Annotated in this window: 13 protein-coding genes, 3 tRNA genes and 2 pseudogenes; 4 read left to right on the top strand and 14 right to left on the bottom strand. The window is 71.2% G+C overall.

The features are described from left to right. Positions 1 to 108 precede the first annotated feature (108 nt). The 8 genes from rpoB to QPK52_RS10460 form a co-directional block, all read right to left on the bottom strand. Positions 109 to 3594 carry a DNA-directed RNA polymerase subunit beta gene (gene rpoB / locus QPK52_RS10425; protein WP_410537157.1) on the bottom strand — a complete coding sequence of 1162 codons (3486 nt, stop codon included), beginning with the start codon at positions 3592 to 3594 and terminating at the stop codon, positions 109 to 111. 477 nt (positions 3595 to 4071) lie between these two features. After that, entirely contained in the window at positions 4072 to 4461 is a 390-nt protein-coding gene (rplL, locus tag QPK52_RS10430; protein WP_410537159.1) for a 50S ribosomal protein L7/L12, read from the bottom strand. 93 nt (positions 4462 to 4554) lie between these two features. After that, the gene (gene rplJ, locus QPK52_RS10435) at positions 4555 to 5106 is read right to left on the bottom strand and encodes a 50S ribosomal protein L10 (protein ID WP_093660556.1); all 552 of its coding nucleotides are present in this window, start codon (positions 5104 to 5106) and stop codon (positions 4555 to 4557) included. Positions 5107 to 5747: 641 nt separating this feature from the next. Then, positions 5748 to 6467: a 50S ribosomal protein L1 gene (rplA, locus tag QPK52_RS10440; protein ID WP_093660554.1), complete on the bottom strand. Its 720-nt coding sequence runs from the start codon at positions 6465 to 6467 to the stop codon at positions 5748 to 5750. A gap of 160 nt (positions 6468 to 6627) precedes the next feature. Beyond that, positions 6628 to 7062 carry a 50S ribosomal protein L11 gene (rplK, locus tag QPK52_RS10445; RefSeq protein WP_093660552.1) on the bottom strand — a complete coding sequence of 145 codons (435 nt, stop codon included), beginning with the start codon at positions 7060 to 7062 and terminating at the stop codon, positions 6628 to 6630. Between the two features lie 174 nt (positions 7063 to 7236). After that, positions 7237 to 8070, bottom strand: a complete 834-nt coding sequence (nusG, locus tag QPK52_RS10450; RefSeq protein WP_093660550.1) for a transcription termination/antitermination protein NusG — start codon at positions 8068 to 8070, stop codon at positions 7237 to 7239. 74 nt (positions 8071 to 8144) lie between these two features. After that, entirely contained in the window at positions 8145 to 8426 is a 282-nt protein-coding gene (secE, locus tag QPK52_RS10455; protein ID WP_410537161.1) for a preprotein translocase subunit SecE, read from the bottom strand. Positions 8427 to 8540: 114 nt separating this feature from the next. Further along, positions 8541 to 8613 (bottom strand) — tRNA-Trp (locus tag QPK52_RS10460). A gap of 243 nt (positions 8614 to 8856) precedes the next feature. Between QPK52_RS10460 and QPK52_RS10465 the strand changes: the two genes are divergently transcribed. Then, a complete protein-coding gene (locus QPK52_RS10465; protein ID WP_410537163.1) occupies positions 8857 to 10095 on the top strand; it encodes a pyridoxal phosphate-dependent aminotransferase in 1239 nt (412 codons plus the stop codon). 165 nt (positions 10096 to 10260) lie between these two features. Next, positions 10261 to 11343 carry an adenosine deaminase gene (locus QPK52_RS10470; protein ID WP_410537165.1) on the top strand — a complete coding sequence of 361 codons (1083 nt, stop codon included), beginning with the start codon at positions 10261 to 10263 and terminating at the stop codon, positions 11341 to 11343. Between the two features lie 19 nt (positions 11344 to 11362). On the opposite strand, the pseudogene QPK52_RS10475 reads toward QPK52_RS10470, so the two are convergent. From QPK52_RS10475 to QPK52_RS10500, 6 genes and pseudogenes are all read right to left on the bottom strand, one after another. Then, positions 11363 to 12433, bottom strand: a pseudogene (locus QPK52_RS10475) (UDP-N-acetylmuramate dehydrogenase); the annotation flags it as partial. A gap of 95 nt (positions 12434 to 12528) precedes the next feature. Beyond that, the gene (locus QPK52_RS10480) at positions 12529 to 12963 is read right to left on the bottom strand and encodes a MaoC family dehydratase (RefSeq protein ID WP_410537167.1); all 435 of its coding nucleotides are present in this window, start codon (positions 12961 to 12963) and stop codon (positions 12529 to 12531) included. A gap of 5 nt (positions 12964 to 12968) precedes the next feature. Further along, a complete protein-coding gene (locus QPK52_RS10485; RefSeq protein WP_410537169.1) occupies positions 12969 to 13439 on the bottom strand; it encodes a MaoC family dehydratase N-terminal domain-containing protein in 471 nt (156 codons plus the stop codon). Positions 13440 to 13581: 142 nt separating this feature from the next. Next, positions 13582 to 13746 (bottom strand): 50S ribosomal protein L33, encoded by a 165-nt coding sequence (gene rpmG, locus QPK52_RS10490; protein ID WP_003948671.1) that lies wholly within the window; start codon positions 13744 to 13746, stop codon positions 13582 to 13584. An 85-nt stretch (positions 13747 to 13831) separates the two neighbouring features. Next, a tRNA-Met gene (locus tag QPK52_RS10495) sits at positions 13832 to 13907 on the bottom strand. A gap of 47 nt (positions 13908 to 13954) precedes the next feature. Beyond that, positions 13955 to 14027, bottom strand: a tRNA-Thr gene (locus QPK52_RS10500). A gap of 223 nt (positions 14028 to 14250) precedes the next feature. Between QPK52_RS10500 and QPK52_RS10505 the strand changes: the two are divergent. Next, positions 14251 to 15647, top strand: a pseudogene (locus QPK52_RS10505) (hydrolase). A gap of 48 nt (positions 15648 to 15695) precedes the next feature. Further along, positions 15696 to 16376: an NAD(P)H-binding protein gene (locus tag QPK52_RS10510; RefSeq protein WP_410537173.1), complete on the top strand. Its 681-nt coding sequence runs from the start codon at positions 15696 to 15698 to the stop codon at positions 16374 to 16376. Positions 16377 to 16429 lie beyond the last annotated feature (53 nt).

Here is a 16429-nt window from a genome sequence, read left to right on the forward strand (position 1 = left end):
CGTCGGTGGGACCGAGGAGCTCTGTGGTGGTCTGAACGGGGGTCCCGGGGAGGCCGGGGAGCCGCCCTTCCGCCTCGGGCGGGAAGGTGCGGCGCCCCGGCCGGCCCGTCAGACCTCTTCGACGCTGCTCGGCTCTCGCCGGGACAGGTCGATGCCGAGCTCTTCCGCGGCGCGGAAGACGTCCTCGTCGGTGTCGCGCATCTCGATGGACATGCCGTCGCTGGACAGCACCTCCACGTTGAGGCACAGGGACTGCATCTCCTTGATGAGCACCTTGAAGGACTCGGGGATGCCGGGCTCGGGGATGTTCTCGCCCTTGACGATGGCCTCGTAGACCTTCACGCGGCCGGTGACGTCGTCGGACTTGATGGTCAGCAGCTCCTGGAGGGCGTACGCGGCGCCGTATGCCTCCAGCGCCCACACCTCCATCTCACCGAAGCGCTGGCCACCGAACTGAGCCTTACCGCCCAGCGGCTGCTGGGTGATCATGGAGTACGGGCCGGTCGAGCGGGCGTGCAGCTTGTCGTCGACCAGGTGGTGCAGCTTGAGGATGTACATGTAGCCGACCGAGATCGGGTCCGGGAACGGCTCGCCGGAGCGGCCGTCGTAGAGCCGGGCCTTACCCGAGGGCAGGACCATCCGCTCGCCGTCGCGGTTGGGCAGGGTCGCCGTGAACAGACCGGCGATCTCGTCCTCGCGGGCGCCGTCGAACACCGGGGTGGCGACGTTGGTGCCGGGGGCGACGTCGTCGGCGCCGATCGAGGCGAGCCGCTTCTGCCACTCCTCCTCGATCCCCTCGACCTTCCAGCCCTGGGAGGCGAGCCAGCCCAGGTGGATCTCCAGGACCTGGCCCGGGTTCATCCGGGACGGGACGCCCAGCGGGTTGAGGATGACGTCGACCGGGGTGCCGTCCTCCATGAACGGCATGTCCTCGATCGGCAGGATCTTGGAGATGACGCCCTTGTTGCCGTGGCGGCCGGCGAGCTTGTCACCGTCGGTGATCTTGCGCTTCTGGGCCACGTAGACGCGGACGAGCTGGTTGACGCCCGGAGGCAGCTCGTCGCCCTCCTCGCGGTCGAAGACGCGGACGCCGATGACCTTGCCGGTCTCGCCGTGCGGCACCTTCAGCGAGGTGTCGCGGACCTCGCGCGCCTTCTCGCCGAAGATCGCGCGCAGCAGCCGCTCCTCCGGGGTCAGCTCGGTCTCGCCCTTCGGGGTGACCTTGCCGACCAGGATGTCGCCCGCCTCGACCTCGGCGCCGATGCGGATGATGCCGCGCTCGTCGAGGTCGGCCAGGACCTCCTCGGAGACGTTCGGGATGTCCCGGGTGATCTCCTCGGGACCCAGCTTGGTGTCGCGGGCGTCGACCTCGTGCTCCTCGATGTGGATCGAGGAGAGGACGTCGTCCTGGACGAGGCGCTGCGACAGGATGATCGCGTCCTCGTAGTTGTGGCCCTCCCACGGCATGAACGCCACGAGCAGGTTCTTGCCGAGCGCCATCTCGCCCTGCTCGGTCGAGGGGCCGTCGGCGAGGACCTGGCCGGTCACCACGCGGTCGCCCTCGTCCACGACGACCTTCTGGTTGAAGGAGGTGCCCTGGTTGGAGCGGAAGAACTTGGCGACCCGGTACGTGGTGTACGTGCCGTCGTCGTTGGCCACGGTGACGTAGTCGGCGGAGACCTCCTGGACCACGCCGTCCTTCTCGGCCTTGATCACGTCACCGGCGTCGACCGCGCAGCGGTACTCCATGCCGGTGCCGACCAGCGGGGCCTCGGCCCGGATCAGCGGGACGGCCTGGCGCATCATGTTGGAGCCCATGAGCGCGCGGTTGGCGTCGTCGTGCTCCAGGAACGGGATCATGGCGGTCGCGACCGACACCATCTGGCGCGGCGAGACGTCCATGTAGTCGACCTCGTCGCCGGGGATGAGGTCGACCTCGCCGCCGCGGCGGCGGACCAGGACGCGGTCCTCGGCGAACCGCATGTCGTCGGTCAGCGGCGCGTTGGCCTGGGCGATGACGTAGCGGTCCTCCTCGTCGGCGGTCAGGTAGTTCACCTCGTCGGTGACCACGCCGTCGACCACGCGGCGGTAGGGGGTCTCCACGAAGCCGAACGCGTTGACCCGGCCGTAGGAGGCCAGCGAGCCGATCAGGCCGATGTTCGGGCCTTCGGGGGTCTCGATCGGGCACATGCGGCCGTAGTGCGAGGGGTGCACGTCGCGGACCTCGAAGCCCGCCCGCTCACGGGACAGACCGCCGGGGCCCAGCGCGGACAGACGGCGCTTGTGGGTCAGGCCCGACAGCGGGTTCGTCTGGTCCATGAACTGCGACAGCTGGCTGGTGCCGAAGAACTCCTTGATGGAGGCGACGACCGGCCGGATGTTGATCAGGGTCTGCGGCGTGATCGCCTCGACGTCCTGGGTCGTCATCCGCTCGCGGACGACGCGCTCCATACGGGCCAGACCGGTGCGGACCTGGTTCTGGATGAGCTCGCCGACGTTGCGCAGGCGGCGGTTGCCGAAGTGGTCGATGTCGTCGGTCTCGACGACGATCGTCCGGCCGTTCTCACCGACCGTCTCGGTCTCGCCGGCGTGCAGCTTGACCAGGTACTTGATCGTGGCGATGACGTCGTCGACGGTCAGCACGCCGGCGTCCAGCGGCTGGTCGCCGCCGAGCTTCCGGTTGATCTTGTACCGGCCGACCTTGGCCAGGTCGTAGCGCTTGGGGTTGAAGTAGAGGTTCTCCAGCAGCGTCTGCGCGGCCTCGCGCGTCGGCGGCTCGCCCGGACGCAGCTTGCGGTAGATGTCGAGCAGCGCGTCGTCCTGGCCCTGGGTGTGGTCCTTCTCCAGGGTGGCGCGCATGGACTCGTACTGGCCGAACTCCTCCAGGATCTGCTCGGTGGTCCAGCCGAGCGCCTTGAGGAGGACGGTGACGGACTGCTTGCGCTTGCGGTCGATGCGGACACCGACCATGTCGCGCTTGTCGATCTCCATCTCCAGCCAGGCGCCGCGAGACGGGATGATCTTGGCGGAGAAGATGTCCTTGTCGGACGTCTTGTCGATGTTGCTGTCGAAGTAGACGCCCGGCGAGCGCACCAGCTGGGAGACCACGACACGCTCGGTGCCGTTGATGACGAAGGTGCCCTTGTTGGTCATGAGCGGGAAGTCGCCCATGAAGACCGTCTGGGACTTGATCTCGCCGGTCTCGTTGTTGGTGAACTCGGCGGTGACGAACAGGGGCGCGGCGTAGGTGAAGTCGCGCTCCTTGCACTCGTCGATCGAGTTCTTCGGCGGCTCGAAGCGGTGATCGCGGAAGGTGAGCGACATCGACCCGGAGAAGTCCTCGATCGGGGAGATCTCCTCGAAGATCTCCTCCAGACCGGACTTGGTGGGGACATCCTCACCGCGCTCCAGCGCCGCCTCGACGCGAGCCTTCCAGGCGTCGTTGCCGAGCAGCCAGTCGAAGCTCTCGGTCTGCAGCGCAAGGAGGTTCGGAACCCCGAGGGGCTCCTTGATCTTCGCAAAGGAGATACGCAGCGGGGCGGTGCTGGCGCCGTTGTTCGAATGGGCGGTCGAGGCGTTGCGCGAGGCGGCCAAGAGGGGGTCCTTCCGAGGGCTCGGACTCACTACGCGCGCCGTGCCCCTGGTGACGGGCAGGGGACAGTTAATAGGCAGCGCAAAGGGTCAGTGTAGCCACAAGGCCCACTGATGTCCAGTGCGGTATCCGGAGACCGGCACGCGGTACCAATCTCTCCCTCCGGAGGGGCGAGCCCCTCGCCAGTTGTTCAACGCCTGCCGCAAGGTTTCCCACTTCGCCGGCGATCCATGCCTCGGATTGTGGATCGGTGTGACGACGCGTCCTGAGAATTGCGCGCTACGTGCGGTTCGTCAAGGCCCCACCCTCTTCCGAACCACAGGGAGCGTACGGCCCGACGGCGTTGATCACCATACCCGCAGGCCCTCGCCAGGCGATACGGCCATCGCGGAAACGACCGAAGGCGACCACCCGCACGGGTGATCGCCTTCGGAAGGAGGGGAGTCAGCGGACTCCCGAAGTGACCCGGGTCACTCGGTTCACTTGACCTCGACGGAGGCGCCGGCGCCCTTGAGGGACTCGGCGGCCTTGTCGGCGGTCTCCTTGTTGACCTTCTCCAGGACCGGCTTCGGGGTGCCGTCGACCAGGTCCTTGGCCTCCTTCAGGCCGAGGGAGGTCAGCTCGCGCACGACCTTGATGACCTGGATCTTCTTGTCACCGGCGCCGGTGAGGATGACGTCGAACTCGTCCTTCTCCTCGGCGGCCTCGGCCGGGGCGGCGGCACCGGCGCCACCGGCGGCGGCGACGGCGACCGGGGCGGCGGCCTCGACGTCGAACTTCTCCTCGAAGGCCTTCACGAACTCGGAGAGCTCGATGAGGGTCATCTCGCTGAACTGCTCGAGCAGCTCTTCCTGGCTGAGCTTCGCCATGATGGCGGTCCTTCCACTAAGTCGGCTGGTGCCGGGTTGTTCATGTCGGCGGGCGTACAGGGGCCCGCTGCGACCGAGTGCGCCTGGGGCGGGTTACTCGGCCTCGGCGGGAGCCGGCGTACCGGCACCGCCCTGCTCCTGCTTGGCGCGAAGGGCGTCCGCGGTGCGGACGAACTTCGACAGCGGGGCCTGGAAGGTCGCCGCGGCCTTGGCCATGGACGCCTTCATGCCACCGGCCAGCTTGGCGAGCAGCACCTCACGGGACTCGAGGTCCGCGAGCTTCTTGATCTCGTCGGCGCTGAGCGCCTTGCCCTCGAGGACACCGCCCTTGATGACGAGCTGGGGGTTGTCCTTGGCGAAGTCACGCAGACTCTTCGCCGCCTCGACCGGGTCACCGGTCACGAAGGCGACGGCGGTGGAGCCGACGAAGAACTCGTCGAGCTCGGTGACCCCGGCCTCGTTGGCCGCGATCTTGGTAAGCGTGTTCTTCGCCACACGGTACTGAGCGTTCTCACCGAGAGAACGGCGCAGGTCCTTGAGCTGAGCGACGCTGAGACCGGTGTACGCGGTCACAACGGCGGCGTTGGAGTTCTGGAACTTCTCCCTGATCTCCTCGACAGCTGCGACCTTGTCGGGACTCGCCATGAGCCTCGGCCCTCCTTTCCGGGTGATGCGATCCTCGACCGTGCCTTTCGGCAGGGTCATGACGCCGGACCGCCCACGTCGGGCGCACGAGGAAGGGGTTTTGCGCAAAACGAAACGCCCCGGCGCAGGCGCACGGGGCGTGACTCGACCGGCACACACGCCGGGAGTCCTCCACTGTCACCTGCGCAGGTCGCCCGCTCCAAGCGGATCCTTCGGCCACCGGCCCCGGATCTGCGGAAGATCTGGAGCACGGCAACGACCAGCGGTCTTTGGCTTCTGTGGAAGAGTACGCGAACGCCGTCACGGCAGGCAAATCCGAGGGGCCGGACTCCGCCGCCGCCCTTCCCGGAACTCCGCCCACGCCCTCGAAGACCTCCGCCGGGCCGGCCGGGCCGCCCGCCGGAGGCGCCTTCACGGAGAGCGGGGTGACGCAGTCACCGCCTCCTCGCCGACCCGCTCGATGACGGGCGGGGCCGGGAGCAGGGCCGTCTGCCGGGCGGGATCCCGGTCCGCGTCCGGCAGACCGCCCGTCACCGGCTCCGGAGCCCCGCACCGTCCGCGCGAAAGGGCCGGGCCCCGCCTCCCTCTCGGAAGCGGGGCCCGGCCGCCGTACTGGACCGCCCTCGGGGACGCGCGCCGGATCAGGCGGCGACATCCTCCTCGGCGAGGAGGTTCCGGGTGCGGTTGGGGTCGACGGGGACGCCGGGACCCATCGTGGTGCTGATGACGGCCTTCTTGATGTACCGGCCCTTGGCCGCGGACGGCTTCAGCCGCAGGACCTCTTCCAGCGCCGCCGCGTAGTTCTCCACCAGCTGCTTCTCGTCGAACGAGACCTTGCCGATGATGAAGTGGAGGTTGGCGTGCTTGTCGACGCGGAACTCGATCTTGCCGCCCTTGATCTCGGTGACGGCCTTGGCGACGTCCGGGGTGACGGTGCCGGTCTTCGGGTTCGGCATCAGACCACGCGGACCGAGCACACGGCCGAGGCGGCCGACCTTGCCCATCAGGTCCGGGGTGGCGACGACGGCGTCGAAGTCCAGACGGCCCTTGGCGACCTCGTCGATCAGTTCGTCGGAGCCGACGATGTCGGCGCCGGCGGCCTCCGCGGCCGCGGCACGCTCACCGGTCGCGAAGACCAGGACCCGGGCGGTCTTACCGGTGCCGTGCGGGAGGTTCACGGTGCCGCGCACCATCTGGTCGGCCTTGCGCGGGTCGACACCCAGGCGCATGGCGATCTCGACGGTCGCGTCGAACTTGGTCGGGGAGGTCTCCTTGGCGAGACGGACGGCCTCCAGCGGGGCGTAGAGCCGCGTCCGGTCGACCTTGGCGTCCGCGTTGCGGAGAGCCTTGCTGCGCTTCACTTCTGCTCCAGTTTTCTGGTGTACGGAGTCGTGGTCCAGGGGGCCAGCGCCTGACCCTGCCACTTCCATCTGTCTGTGCCCGGCCGCCTGTCCGGCTCGCCCGCCCCGAGGGGGAGGGACAGAACCGGGCGTGCCCGGCGGGTACCGCGAGCGGAGCCGCTCAGCCCTCGACGGTGACGCCCATCGACCGGGCGGTGCCGGCGATGATCTTCTCGGCGGCGTCCAGGTCGTTGGCGTTGAGGTCGGGCATCTTGGTGGTGGCGATCTCACGCACCTGCTCGCGCGTGATCTTGGCGACCTTCTTGGTGTGGGGCTCGCCGGAGCCCTTCTCCACGCCCGCGGCCTTGAGGATCATCTTCGCGGCCGGCGGGGTCTTGGTGATGAAGGTGAAGGAGCGGTCCTCGTAGACCGTGATCTCCACCGGGATGACCCAGCCGCGCTGCGACTCGGTCGCGGCGTTGTAGGCCTTGCAGAACTCCATGATGTTCACGCCGTGCTGACCCAGCGCGGGGCCGACCGGCGGGGCCGGGTTCGCGGCGCCGGCCTGGATCTGGAGCTTGATCAGCCCCGTGACCTTCTTCTTCTTGGGAGGCATGTTCTCTCCGGGTCCTGGTGAGAGGTGTCGAATCCTCCGGCGGGCTGATCCACCCGTACGGAGGCATACCGCACCACGATAGCCCGTATCACGGTGCGGTCGGAAACCGGCCAGGCCGGGCGGCCCCGGAGGGCTGCCCGACCTGGCCGGAAATCGGTGACCGGAAGAACCGCGTCAGTTCTTCTGGATCTGGTCGAAGCTCAGCTCGACCGGGGTCTCGCGGCCGAAGATCTCGACGAGGCCCTTGACCTTCTTCGAGTCCGGGTTGATCTCGTTGATCGTCGCCTGGAGGGTCGCGAACGGGCCGTCGGTGACGGTGACCGAGTCCCCGACCTCGAAGTCCAGCACCTGGACCTCGACCTTGCGGCTCGGCGCCGGCAGACCGGCCTCGGCGGCGGCCTCCGCGGCGGCGCGCTCCTCCGCCTCGGGGGCGAGCATCTTGACGACCTCGTCCAGGGTCAGCGGGTACGGGTCGTAGGCGTTGCCCACGAAGCCGGTGACGCCCGGGGTGTTGCGCACGACGCCCCAGGACTCGTTCGTCAGGTCCATGCGCACCAGCACATAGCCGGGGAGCTTGTTCTGGCGGACGTTCTTGCGCTCGCCGTTCTTGATCTGGACGATCTCTTCCTCGGGGACCTCGGCCTGGTAGATGAAGTCCTCGACGTTCAGCGAGACGGCGCGCTGCTCCAGGTTGGCCTTCACGCGCTTCTCGTAGCCCGCGTAGGTGTGGATGACGTACCACTCGCCGGGGAGGTGACGCAGTTCCTCGCGGAGGGCGGCGACCGGGTCGACCGGCTCCTCCGCCTCCTGTGCCGCCTCGGTCTCGGCCTCGTCGGCGGACTCGGCGGGGGCGGCCGCAGCCTCGGCCGACTCGTCCTCCCCGGCGGCGTCGGCAGCTTCGGCCTGGTCGACGCCGTCCGCCGCCTCGTCCGCCGTCTCGACGGCGTCGGGCGCGGTGTCGTCACCCTCGACGGGGTCGACGGCGTCGTTCAGGTTCGGGTCAGACACGGTGGCTGCTTCTTCCTGGCTTCAAGGGGTCGAACATGCGGAAAAGTGCCCCGGAGGGGCACTCCGCGGGCGGATCAGCCGAAGACGAACTTGACGACCTCGGTGAACCCCCAGTCAATCACGGTCACCAGGCCGATGACGACGAGGACGAAGATGATCACCACGGTCGTGTAGGTGGAGAGCTGCTTCTTGGTGGGCCAGACGACCTTGCGCAGCTCGGCGACGATCTGCCGGTAGAACAGGGCGAGACGGCCCAGCGGGCCCTTCTTCGCGCGCTTGCCACCGCGCCGGGGCTTGTTGTCGTCCTGCGACCGCCCGGGCTCGGGGACCTCGATGGAGTCCGTGATCTCCGCCACTCGTCCTCACCTGATCCGGGTCCTGGCCGCGTGCCGTGCCGCGTCCGGCCCGGCCGTACGGCGGTGCGTCCAGTTACGTACACGTGCACGCATCCCTGGTCCAGATGCGTGAAGCAGGGCCGGAGGGACTTGAACCCCCAACCGCCGGTTTTGGAGACCGGTGCTCTACCAATTGAGCTACGACCCTTTGCCGTTCCCAACCTACCGCATCCGATCGGTGCCGCGGAGTGCGCGGCCCGTCGGTGATCGGCCGGGACCAACGACGGTGAGTGTACGTGCTTCCCGCGCCGCCGTCGAACACGTAACCCGTATCGCCCCCGAACCTCCGGTTCCTCCCGCCCGTCCGCCGGCGTCCTCCGCCGCCCGCTCCCCCTCCGGGCCCCCTCCGGCCCGCGTGCCCCGGCGACCCCCCTTCTGCGACGATGCCCCCATGACCGCTGCAACCCCTTCCAACCAGTCACCCACCGAGCGCCGGGTCTCGGCCCGCGTCGGCTCGATCTCCGAGTCCGCCACGCTCGCCGTCGACGCCAAGGCCAAGGCCCTCAAGGCCGCCGGGCGGCCGGTGATCGGCTTCGGCGCGGGCGAGCCCGACTTCCCGACCCCCGACTACATCGTCGAAGCCGCCGTGGAGGCCTGCCGGAACCCGCGCTTCCATCGCTACACCCCGGCCGGCGGGCTCCCCGAGCTGAAGGAGGCCGTCGCGGCGAAGACGCTGCGCGACTCCGGGTACTCGGTCGAGGCGTCCCAGGTGCTGGTCACCAACGGCGGCAAGCAGGCCATCTACGAGGCATTCGCCGCCATCCTCGACCCGGGCGACGAGGTCATCGTCCCCGCGCCGTACTGGACCACCTACCCCGAGTCGATCCGGCTGGCCGGAGGCGTCCCCGTGGACGTGGTCGCCGACGAGACCACCGGCTACCGGGTCTCGGTGGAGCAGCTGGAGGCGGCCCGCACCGAGCGCACCAAGGTGCTGGTGTTCGTCTCCCCCTCCAACCCGACCGGCGCCGTCTACTCCCGCGCCCAGGTCGAGGAGATCGGCCGCTGGGCCGCCGAGCACGGTCTGTGGGTGCTCACCGACGAGATCTACGAGCACCTGGTCTACGGCGACGCCGAGTTCTCCTCGCTGCCGGTGGTCGTGCCCGAGCTGGCCGACCGGTGCGTGGTCGTCAACGGCGTGGCCAAGACGTACGCCATGACCGGCTGGCGGGTGGGGTGGATCATCGGCCCGAAGGACGTGGTGAAGGCCGCCACCAACCTCCAGTCGCACGCCACCTCCAACGTCTCCAACGTCGCCCAGGCCGCGGCGCTGGCCGCCGTCTCCGGTGACCTGGAGGCCGTGGCGCGCATGCGTGAGGCGTTCGACCGCCGCCGCAGGACGATCGTGCGGATGCTGAACGAGATCGACGGCGTCACCTGCCCCGAGCCGGAGGGCGCCTTCTACGCCTACCCGTCGGTCAAGGGCGTGCTGGGCCGGGAGATCCGCGGCCGGCGTCCGCGGTCGAGCGTGGAGCTGGCCGAGCTGATCCTGGAGGAGGCCGAGGTCGCGGTCGTCCCCGGTGAGGCGTTCGGCACCCCGGGCTACCTGAGGCTGTCCTACGCGCTGGGCGACGAGGACCTGGTCGAGGGCGTCTCGCGGATCCAGAAGCTGCTGGCCGAGGCGAAGGCCTGATCCGGCCTGATCCGGTCTGACCCGGCCCGGGCCCTTGCGGAGCCCCGAACACGCACGGGCGGGCCCGCGGAGCACGGCCTCCGCGGGCCCGCTCGCGTGTTCCGGCCCGCCCCCGATCGTGGCCGGTGACTTCCGGGCGTGTCGCGGGTGCGGCAAAATCTTCGGATGGAAAGCGCTCGTGACGTCCGCAAGCTCCCGAAGGCCCATCTCCACCTGCACTTCACCGGGTCCATGCGCCCGGGCACACTCCTGGAGCTCGCCGACAGACACGGCGTCCACCTCCCGGACGCGCTGAGCAGCGGCCGTCCCCCGAAGCTGCGGGCCACCGACGAGCGCGGCTGGTTCCGCTTCCAGCGGCTGTACGACGCCGCCCGCTCCTGCCTGCGCACGCCCGACGACATCCGCCGGCTGGTCCGCGAGGCCGCCGAGGAGGACGTGCGGGACGGCTCGCGCTGGCTGGAGATCCAGGTGGACCCGACCTCGTACGCGCCGCGCCTGGGCGGGCTGATCTCGACGATGGAGATCATCCTGGACGCGGTGGAGAGCGCGTCCAGGGAGACCGGGCTCGGCATGCGCGTGCTGGTCGCCGCGAACCGCGTGAAGCACCCGCTGGACGCCCGCACCCTGGCCCGGCTGGCCGTGCGCTACGCCGACCGCGGCGTGGTCGGCTTCGGCCTGTCCAACGACGAACGGCGCGGCTTCGCCCGGGACTTCGACCGGGCCTTCGCCATCGCGCGCCGGGGCGGCCTGCTGGCGGCCCCGCACGGCGGCGAGCTGTCGGGACCGGAGTCCGTCGCCGACTGCCTGGACGATCTGCGCGCGGGCCGCATCGGGCACGGGGTGCGTGCCACCGAGGACCCGCGGCTGCTGGCGCGGCTGGCCGCGCAGGGCGTCACCTGCGAGGTCTGCCCGGCGTCCAACGTGGCGCTGGGGGTGTACGACCGGCACGAGGACGTACCGCTGCGGGCCATGTTCGAGGCGGGGGTGCCGCTGGCGCTGGGCGCCGACGACCCGCTGCTGTTCGGTTCCCGGCTGGCCGCGCAGTACGAGATCGCGCGGCGGTACCACGGCTTCACGGACGACGAACTGGCGGAGCTGGCCCGCCAGTCGGTGCGCGGCTCGCGCGCGCCGGAGGACGTCCGGAAGGCGATCCTGGCGGACATCGACGCCTGGCTGGTGGAGGAGCCGGAGCAGGCCCCGCCCTCGCATCCGTCCCTCTCCCCGCACCCGTCGCCGGGAGTCGCCTGAGACCGTCCGGGCAGGGCCCTCAGAGCGAGCAGCCGACGGTCACCGGCTCGTTGACCAGCGTCACCCCGAAGGCCTCGCGTACGCCGTCGCGGACCTCCCGGGCCAGGGCGAGGAGGTCGGCGGTGGTGGCCGAACCCCGGTTGGTCAGGGCGAGGGTGTGCTTGGTGGAGATCCGGGCCGGGCCGTCGCCGTAGCCCCTGGTGAAGCCGGCTCTGTCGATCAGCCAGGCGGCGGAGGTCTTCACCAGGCCGTCCCCGGCCGGATAGGCGGGCGGGACGGTGTCCGGCCCCAGCCGTTCGGCGACACGGGCGAGGAAGGCGGCGTGCTCGGCCTCGGTGAGGACGGGGTTGGTGAAGAAGGAGCCGGCCGACCAGGTGTCGTGGTCCTCCGGGTCGAGCACCATGCCCTTGCCCGCGCGCAGCTTCAGGACGGTCTCGCGGGCCCGCTCCACCGGCACCCGCTCACCGGTCTCCACGCCCAGCGCCCGGGCGGTCTCGGCGTAGCGCAGGGGCGCCGAGAGGCCGCCGGCGTCCTCCAGTTCGAAGCGGACGCGCAGCACGACGAAGCGGGTGGGGTCGGCCTTGAAGCGGCTGTGCCGGTAGGAGAAGCCGCACTCGGCGGCGGGGACGGTGACGGTCTCGCCGGAGCGGCGGTCGTAGGCGACGACCTCGGTGATCGTGGAGGAGACCTCCTGGCCGTACGCGCCGACGTTCTGGATGGGCGTGGCGCCCGCCGATCCGGGGATGCCGGCCATGCACTCGATGCCCGCGAGCCCGGCCTCGACGGTGCGGGCGACGGCCTCGGACCAGTTCTCGCCCGCCGCCAGCTCCAGGCGGGTGCCCTCCAGACGGAAGCCGGTGGTGGCGATGCGCAGGGCGGTGCCGGCGAACCCCTCGTCGGCGATGACGAGGTTGCTGCCGCCGCCGACGACCAGCAGCGGGGTGCCGTCGGCGTCGGCGGCCCGTACCGCCTCGGTCACCTCCTCGTCGGTGGTGGCCGTGACCAGGCGGGCCGCGGGGCCGCCCAGGCGGAAGGTGGTCAGCGGGGCGAGGGGCGCGTCGTGGAGTTCCTGCACGCGCTCAAGAGTACGAGAGCGGCCGTACGCGCGACCGTACGGCCGCTCCTCCCCGGCGTGTACCCGCGGCGGCGGCGCTCAGGTGCGGCGATGCCCCGGCACGGCGGCGCTCAGGCGAGCCGGACCACCGCGCGGGACATGCCCAGCACCTTCTGCCCGGCACTGGTGACCGTGAGGTCCACCCGGACGGTGCGGGCCTCGTCGTCGAGCTTGGCGGCGACCTTGCCCGAGACCTCGATCACGGCGCCCGCGCCGTCGTCGGGGACGACGACGGGCCTGGTGAAGCGCACGCCGTACTCCACGAGCGCGCCGGGGTCGCCGGTCCAGTCGGTCACCACGCGGGCGGCCTCGGCCATGGTGAACATGCCGTGCGCGATGACGTCGGGGAGACCGACCTCACGTGCGAACCGCTCGTTCCAGTGAATCGGGTTGAAGTCGCCGGAGGCGCCCGCGTACCGCACGAGCGTGTCGCGGGTCACGGGGAAGCTCTGTGCGGGCACCTCCGTGCCGACCTCGACGTCCGCGTACGCGATCCTCGCCGTCATCCGCCTCACTCCCCCTGCTTCCCGGCCGTGTCGTCGGCCGCGCGGGCCACCAGCTTGGTCCAGGCGGTCACCACGTGCTCGCCCGCCTCGTCGTGCACCTCGCCGCGGATGTCCAGGACGTCGTTGCCCGCCAGGGACTTGACCGCCTCGATGGTGGAGGTCACCGTGAGCCGGTCGCCGGCGCGCACCGGCCGCGTGTAGGCGAACCTCTGGTCGCCGTGCACCACCCGGCTGTAGTCCAGTCCCAGCTTCGGGTCCGCGACGACCTGCCCGGCCGCCTTGAAGGTGATGGCGAAGACGAAGGTGGGCGGGGCGATCACGTCGGGATGGCCGAGTTCCCCGGCCGCCTCCGGGTCGGTGTACGCGGAATGGGTGTCACCGATGGCCTCGGCGAACTCGCGGATCTTCTCCCGGCCGACCTCGTACGGCGCGGTGGGCGGATAGCTCCGCCCCACGAAGGACTGGTCGAGCGCCATGGCCCGGTACCTCCATACGGCTTGCTGGTGGTTGCTGATCGGACGGCTCGGACGGGCGCAAAGCCGTGAGGCCGCCCCCGCGAACGGGGACGGCCTCACGGCTTTGCGTGTCTGCGCGCGGCGGCCTGGCCGGTCGCGGCGTTTATCGCGTCTCGCGGTGCGCGGTGTGCGCGTTGCAGCGCGGGCAGTGCTTCTTCATCTCAAGACGGTCCGGGTTGTTGCGCCGGTTCTTCTTGGTGATGTAGTTCCGCTCCTTGCACTCCACGCAGGCCAGCGTGATCTTCGGGCGGACGTCGGTGGCAGCCACGTGAGTGCTCCTTGACGGCTGGGACGGGTTTAACGCAGAAAGAGTAGCCGATCGGAGGACCGACCCCGCAATCGGCTACTGGGTTTGGTAGCGGTGACCGGACTCGAACCGGTGACACAACGATTATGAGCCGTTTGCTCTACCGACTGAGCTACACCGCCGCGATGCGGGCACCCCCCGCCTCTCGACGGGGAGCATCACACACCAGAGCCCCAATACGGAATCGAACCGTAGACCTTCTCCTTACCATGGAGACGCTCTGCCGACTGAGCTATTGGGGCGAGCGATGAAGACATTACACGCTCCGGGCTCCGAACGTGAAATCCGTATCGGCCGCACCTCCGTACGGCGGTGCCGTCCGGGGGCTCGCACCCTCCTTCCGGCGTAGCGGAGCGGCCACCGGTACGACTATTGGGTCCCCACGTGATGGCGGCGCGCCCCGGGCCCGCCCTGGTCCTAGGCTTCGGTGCACCCCAGCGATCATGAGCGAAACGCGGGAGCCCCATGCCCGACAGCCAGCCGCAGGAACCGGCGCAGCCCGATCGCGACGCACCCCCTCCCCCGGGCCCTCCCGGCGGCCCCCGCGGCACCGCCCCGGGCGCCGCTCCGGAGGGCGTCCCGCCGCCGGCCTCACTCGTACTGTGCGGCGCCCGGCTCACCGACGGCCGCACCGTGGACGTGCGGATCGGCGGCGGGCGGATCGAGGCGGTCGGCACCGCCGGCAGCCTCTCCTCCCCCACCCCTCCGTGGGCCACCCGGATCGACCTCGACGGCTATCTGCTGCTGCCCGCGCCCGCCGAGCCCCACGCCCACTACGACACCGCGCTGACGGCGGACGGCGACGCGCACGGCGCCCCCGGCGTCTCCCCGTACGGCCCCTGGGACCCGTACGACCCCGGGTGCGTCCAGCGGCGCGCCGCCGAGGCCGCGCTGCTCCAGCTCGGCCACGGCGCGACCGCGGTGCGCACCCATGTACGCGTCGGCGACGTCGCCGGACTGCGCGCCCTGCGGGCCGTGCTGCGGGCCCGGCGCGCCCTGCACGGGCTGACCGACCTCACCGCCGTCGCCGTACCCCGGCTGCTGACCGGCGCGGCGGGGGCGGACGGCCTGGCGATGCTGCGCGAGGCGGTGGGCATGGGGGCAACGGCGGTGGGCGGCTGCCCGGACCTCGACCCCGACCCGGCCGGTTACACGGAGGCCGTGCTGGAGGTGGCGGCCGAGCACGGCTGCGCGGTGGACCTGCACACCGACGGCTCCGACCCCGTCCGGCTGTCCCGCCTCGCCTCGGTGGCCGGCGGGCTGCGGCCCAGGGTGACCGTCGGACCGTGCGACGGCCTGGCCCGGCTGCCCCGGGAGACCGCGGCCCGCGCCGCCGAGGCCCTCGCGGCGGCCGGGATCACGGTGGTCTGCCTGCCGCAGGGCGGCTGCGGCCTGCCGCCGCGGGCGGACCGCGGCCCCGCACCGCGCCGGTGCGGCTGCTGCGAGCGGCGGGGGTGCGGGTCGCCGCGGGCAGCGGCGCCCTGCGCGACACGGCCAACCCGGTGGGCCGCGGCGACCCGCTGGAGGCCGCCTACCTGCTGGCCTCGCACGGCCAGGCCGACCCGGAGGACGCCTACGAGGCGGTGAGCGCGCGGGCGCGGGAGGCCATGGGGCTGCCACGGGTGAGGATCGAGGCCGGCTTCCCGGCGGAGCTGCTGGCCGTGCGCGGCCGCACGCTCGCCGGGACGCTCTCGCTGGCGTACAGCCGCCTGGTCGTCCACCGCGGCCGGGTGGTGGCCCGCACCAGCGCGGTGCGCGAGTACTGCGACGCCACGGACCCGGGCGGCCCCGCGGACACGGCGGCCCCGGAGCCGGGCGGCCCCGCCGCCGAGCTGGGACTCCCCCGCCAGTCGCAGCGCTGACGGCGGCGTACACGGCGGAGGGCGGGTCCGGCGGCGTACGGTCGGGGTATGCGCACAGTCATCGCTGGAGGACACGGTCAGATCGCGCTGCGGCTGGAGCGTCTGCTCGCCGCGCGCGGTGAGGAGGTCGCGGGGCTCATCCGGCGGCCCGAACACGCGGACGACCTGCGCTCGGCGGGAGCCGAGCCGATCGTCTGCGACCTGGAGTCGTCGTCCGCGGAGGAGGTCGCCCGGCACCTGCGGGACGCCGACGCCGCGGTCTTCGCGGCGGGTGCGGGCCCGGGCAGCGGCACGGCCCGCAAGGAGACGGTGGACCGCGCGGCAGCGGTCCTCCTCGCGGACGCCGCCGAACTCGCCGGAGTACGCCGCTTCCTGGTCGTCTCCGCGATGGGCGCGGACGACGAGCCCCCCGCCGACATGGAGCCCGTCTTCGCCGCCTACCTGCGCGCCAAGGGCGCCGCGGACGACGACATCCGCCGGCGCGTCAACCTGGACTGGACGATCCTGCGCCCCGGTCGCCTCACCAACCACCCCGGCACCGGGCGGGTGCGGCTGGAGCCGCACACGGGCCGCGGCGAGATCTCCCGCGACGACGTGGCCGCCGTCCTCCTCGCCCTCCTGGACGACCCGCGCGCGGCGCGGGTGACGCTGGAGCTGGTCTCCGGGGAGGTCCCGATCGACCAGGCGGTCGCGGAACTGGGCTCGGAGGCGACGGAGGTGCCGGACTAGCCTCCACGCCGGGCGGAACGGCGAACGGCCCCCGACCAGTGGACTGGTCGGGG

The organism is Streptomyces sp. KL2 (assembly GCF_046529545.1).
In the GTDB taxonomy this organism is placed as follows: Bacteria; Actinomycetota; Actinomycetes; order Streptomycetales; family Streptomycetaceae; genus Streptomyces; species Streptomyces radiopugnans.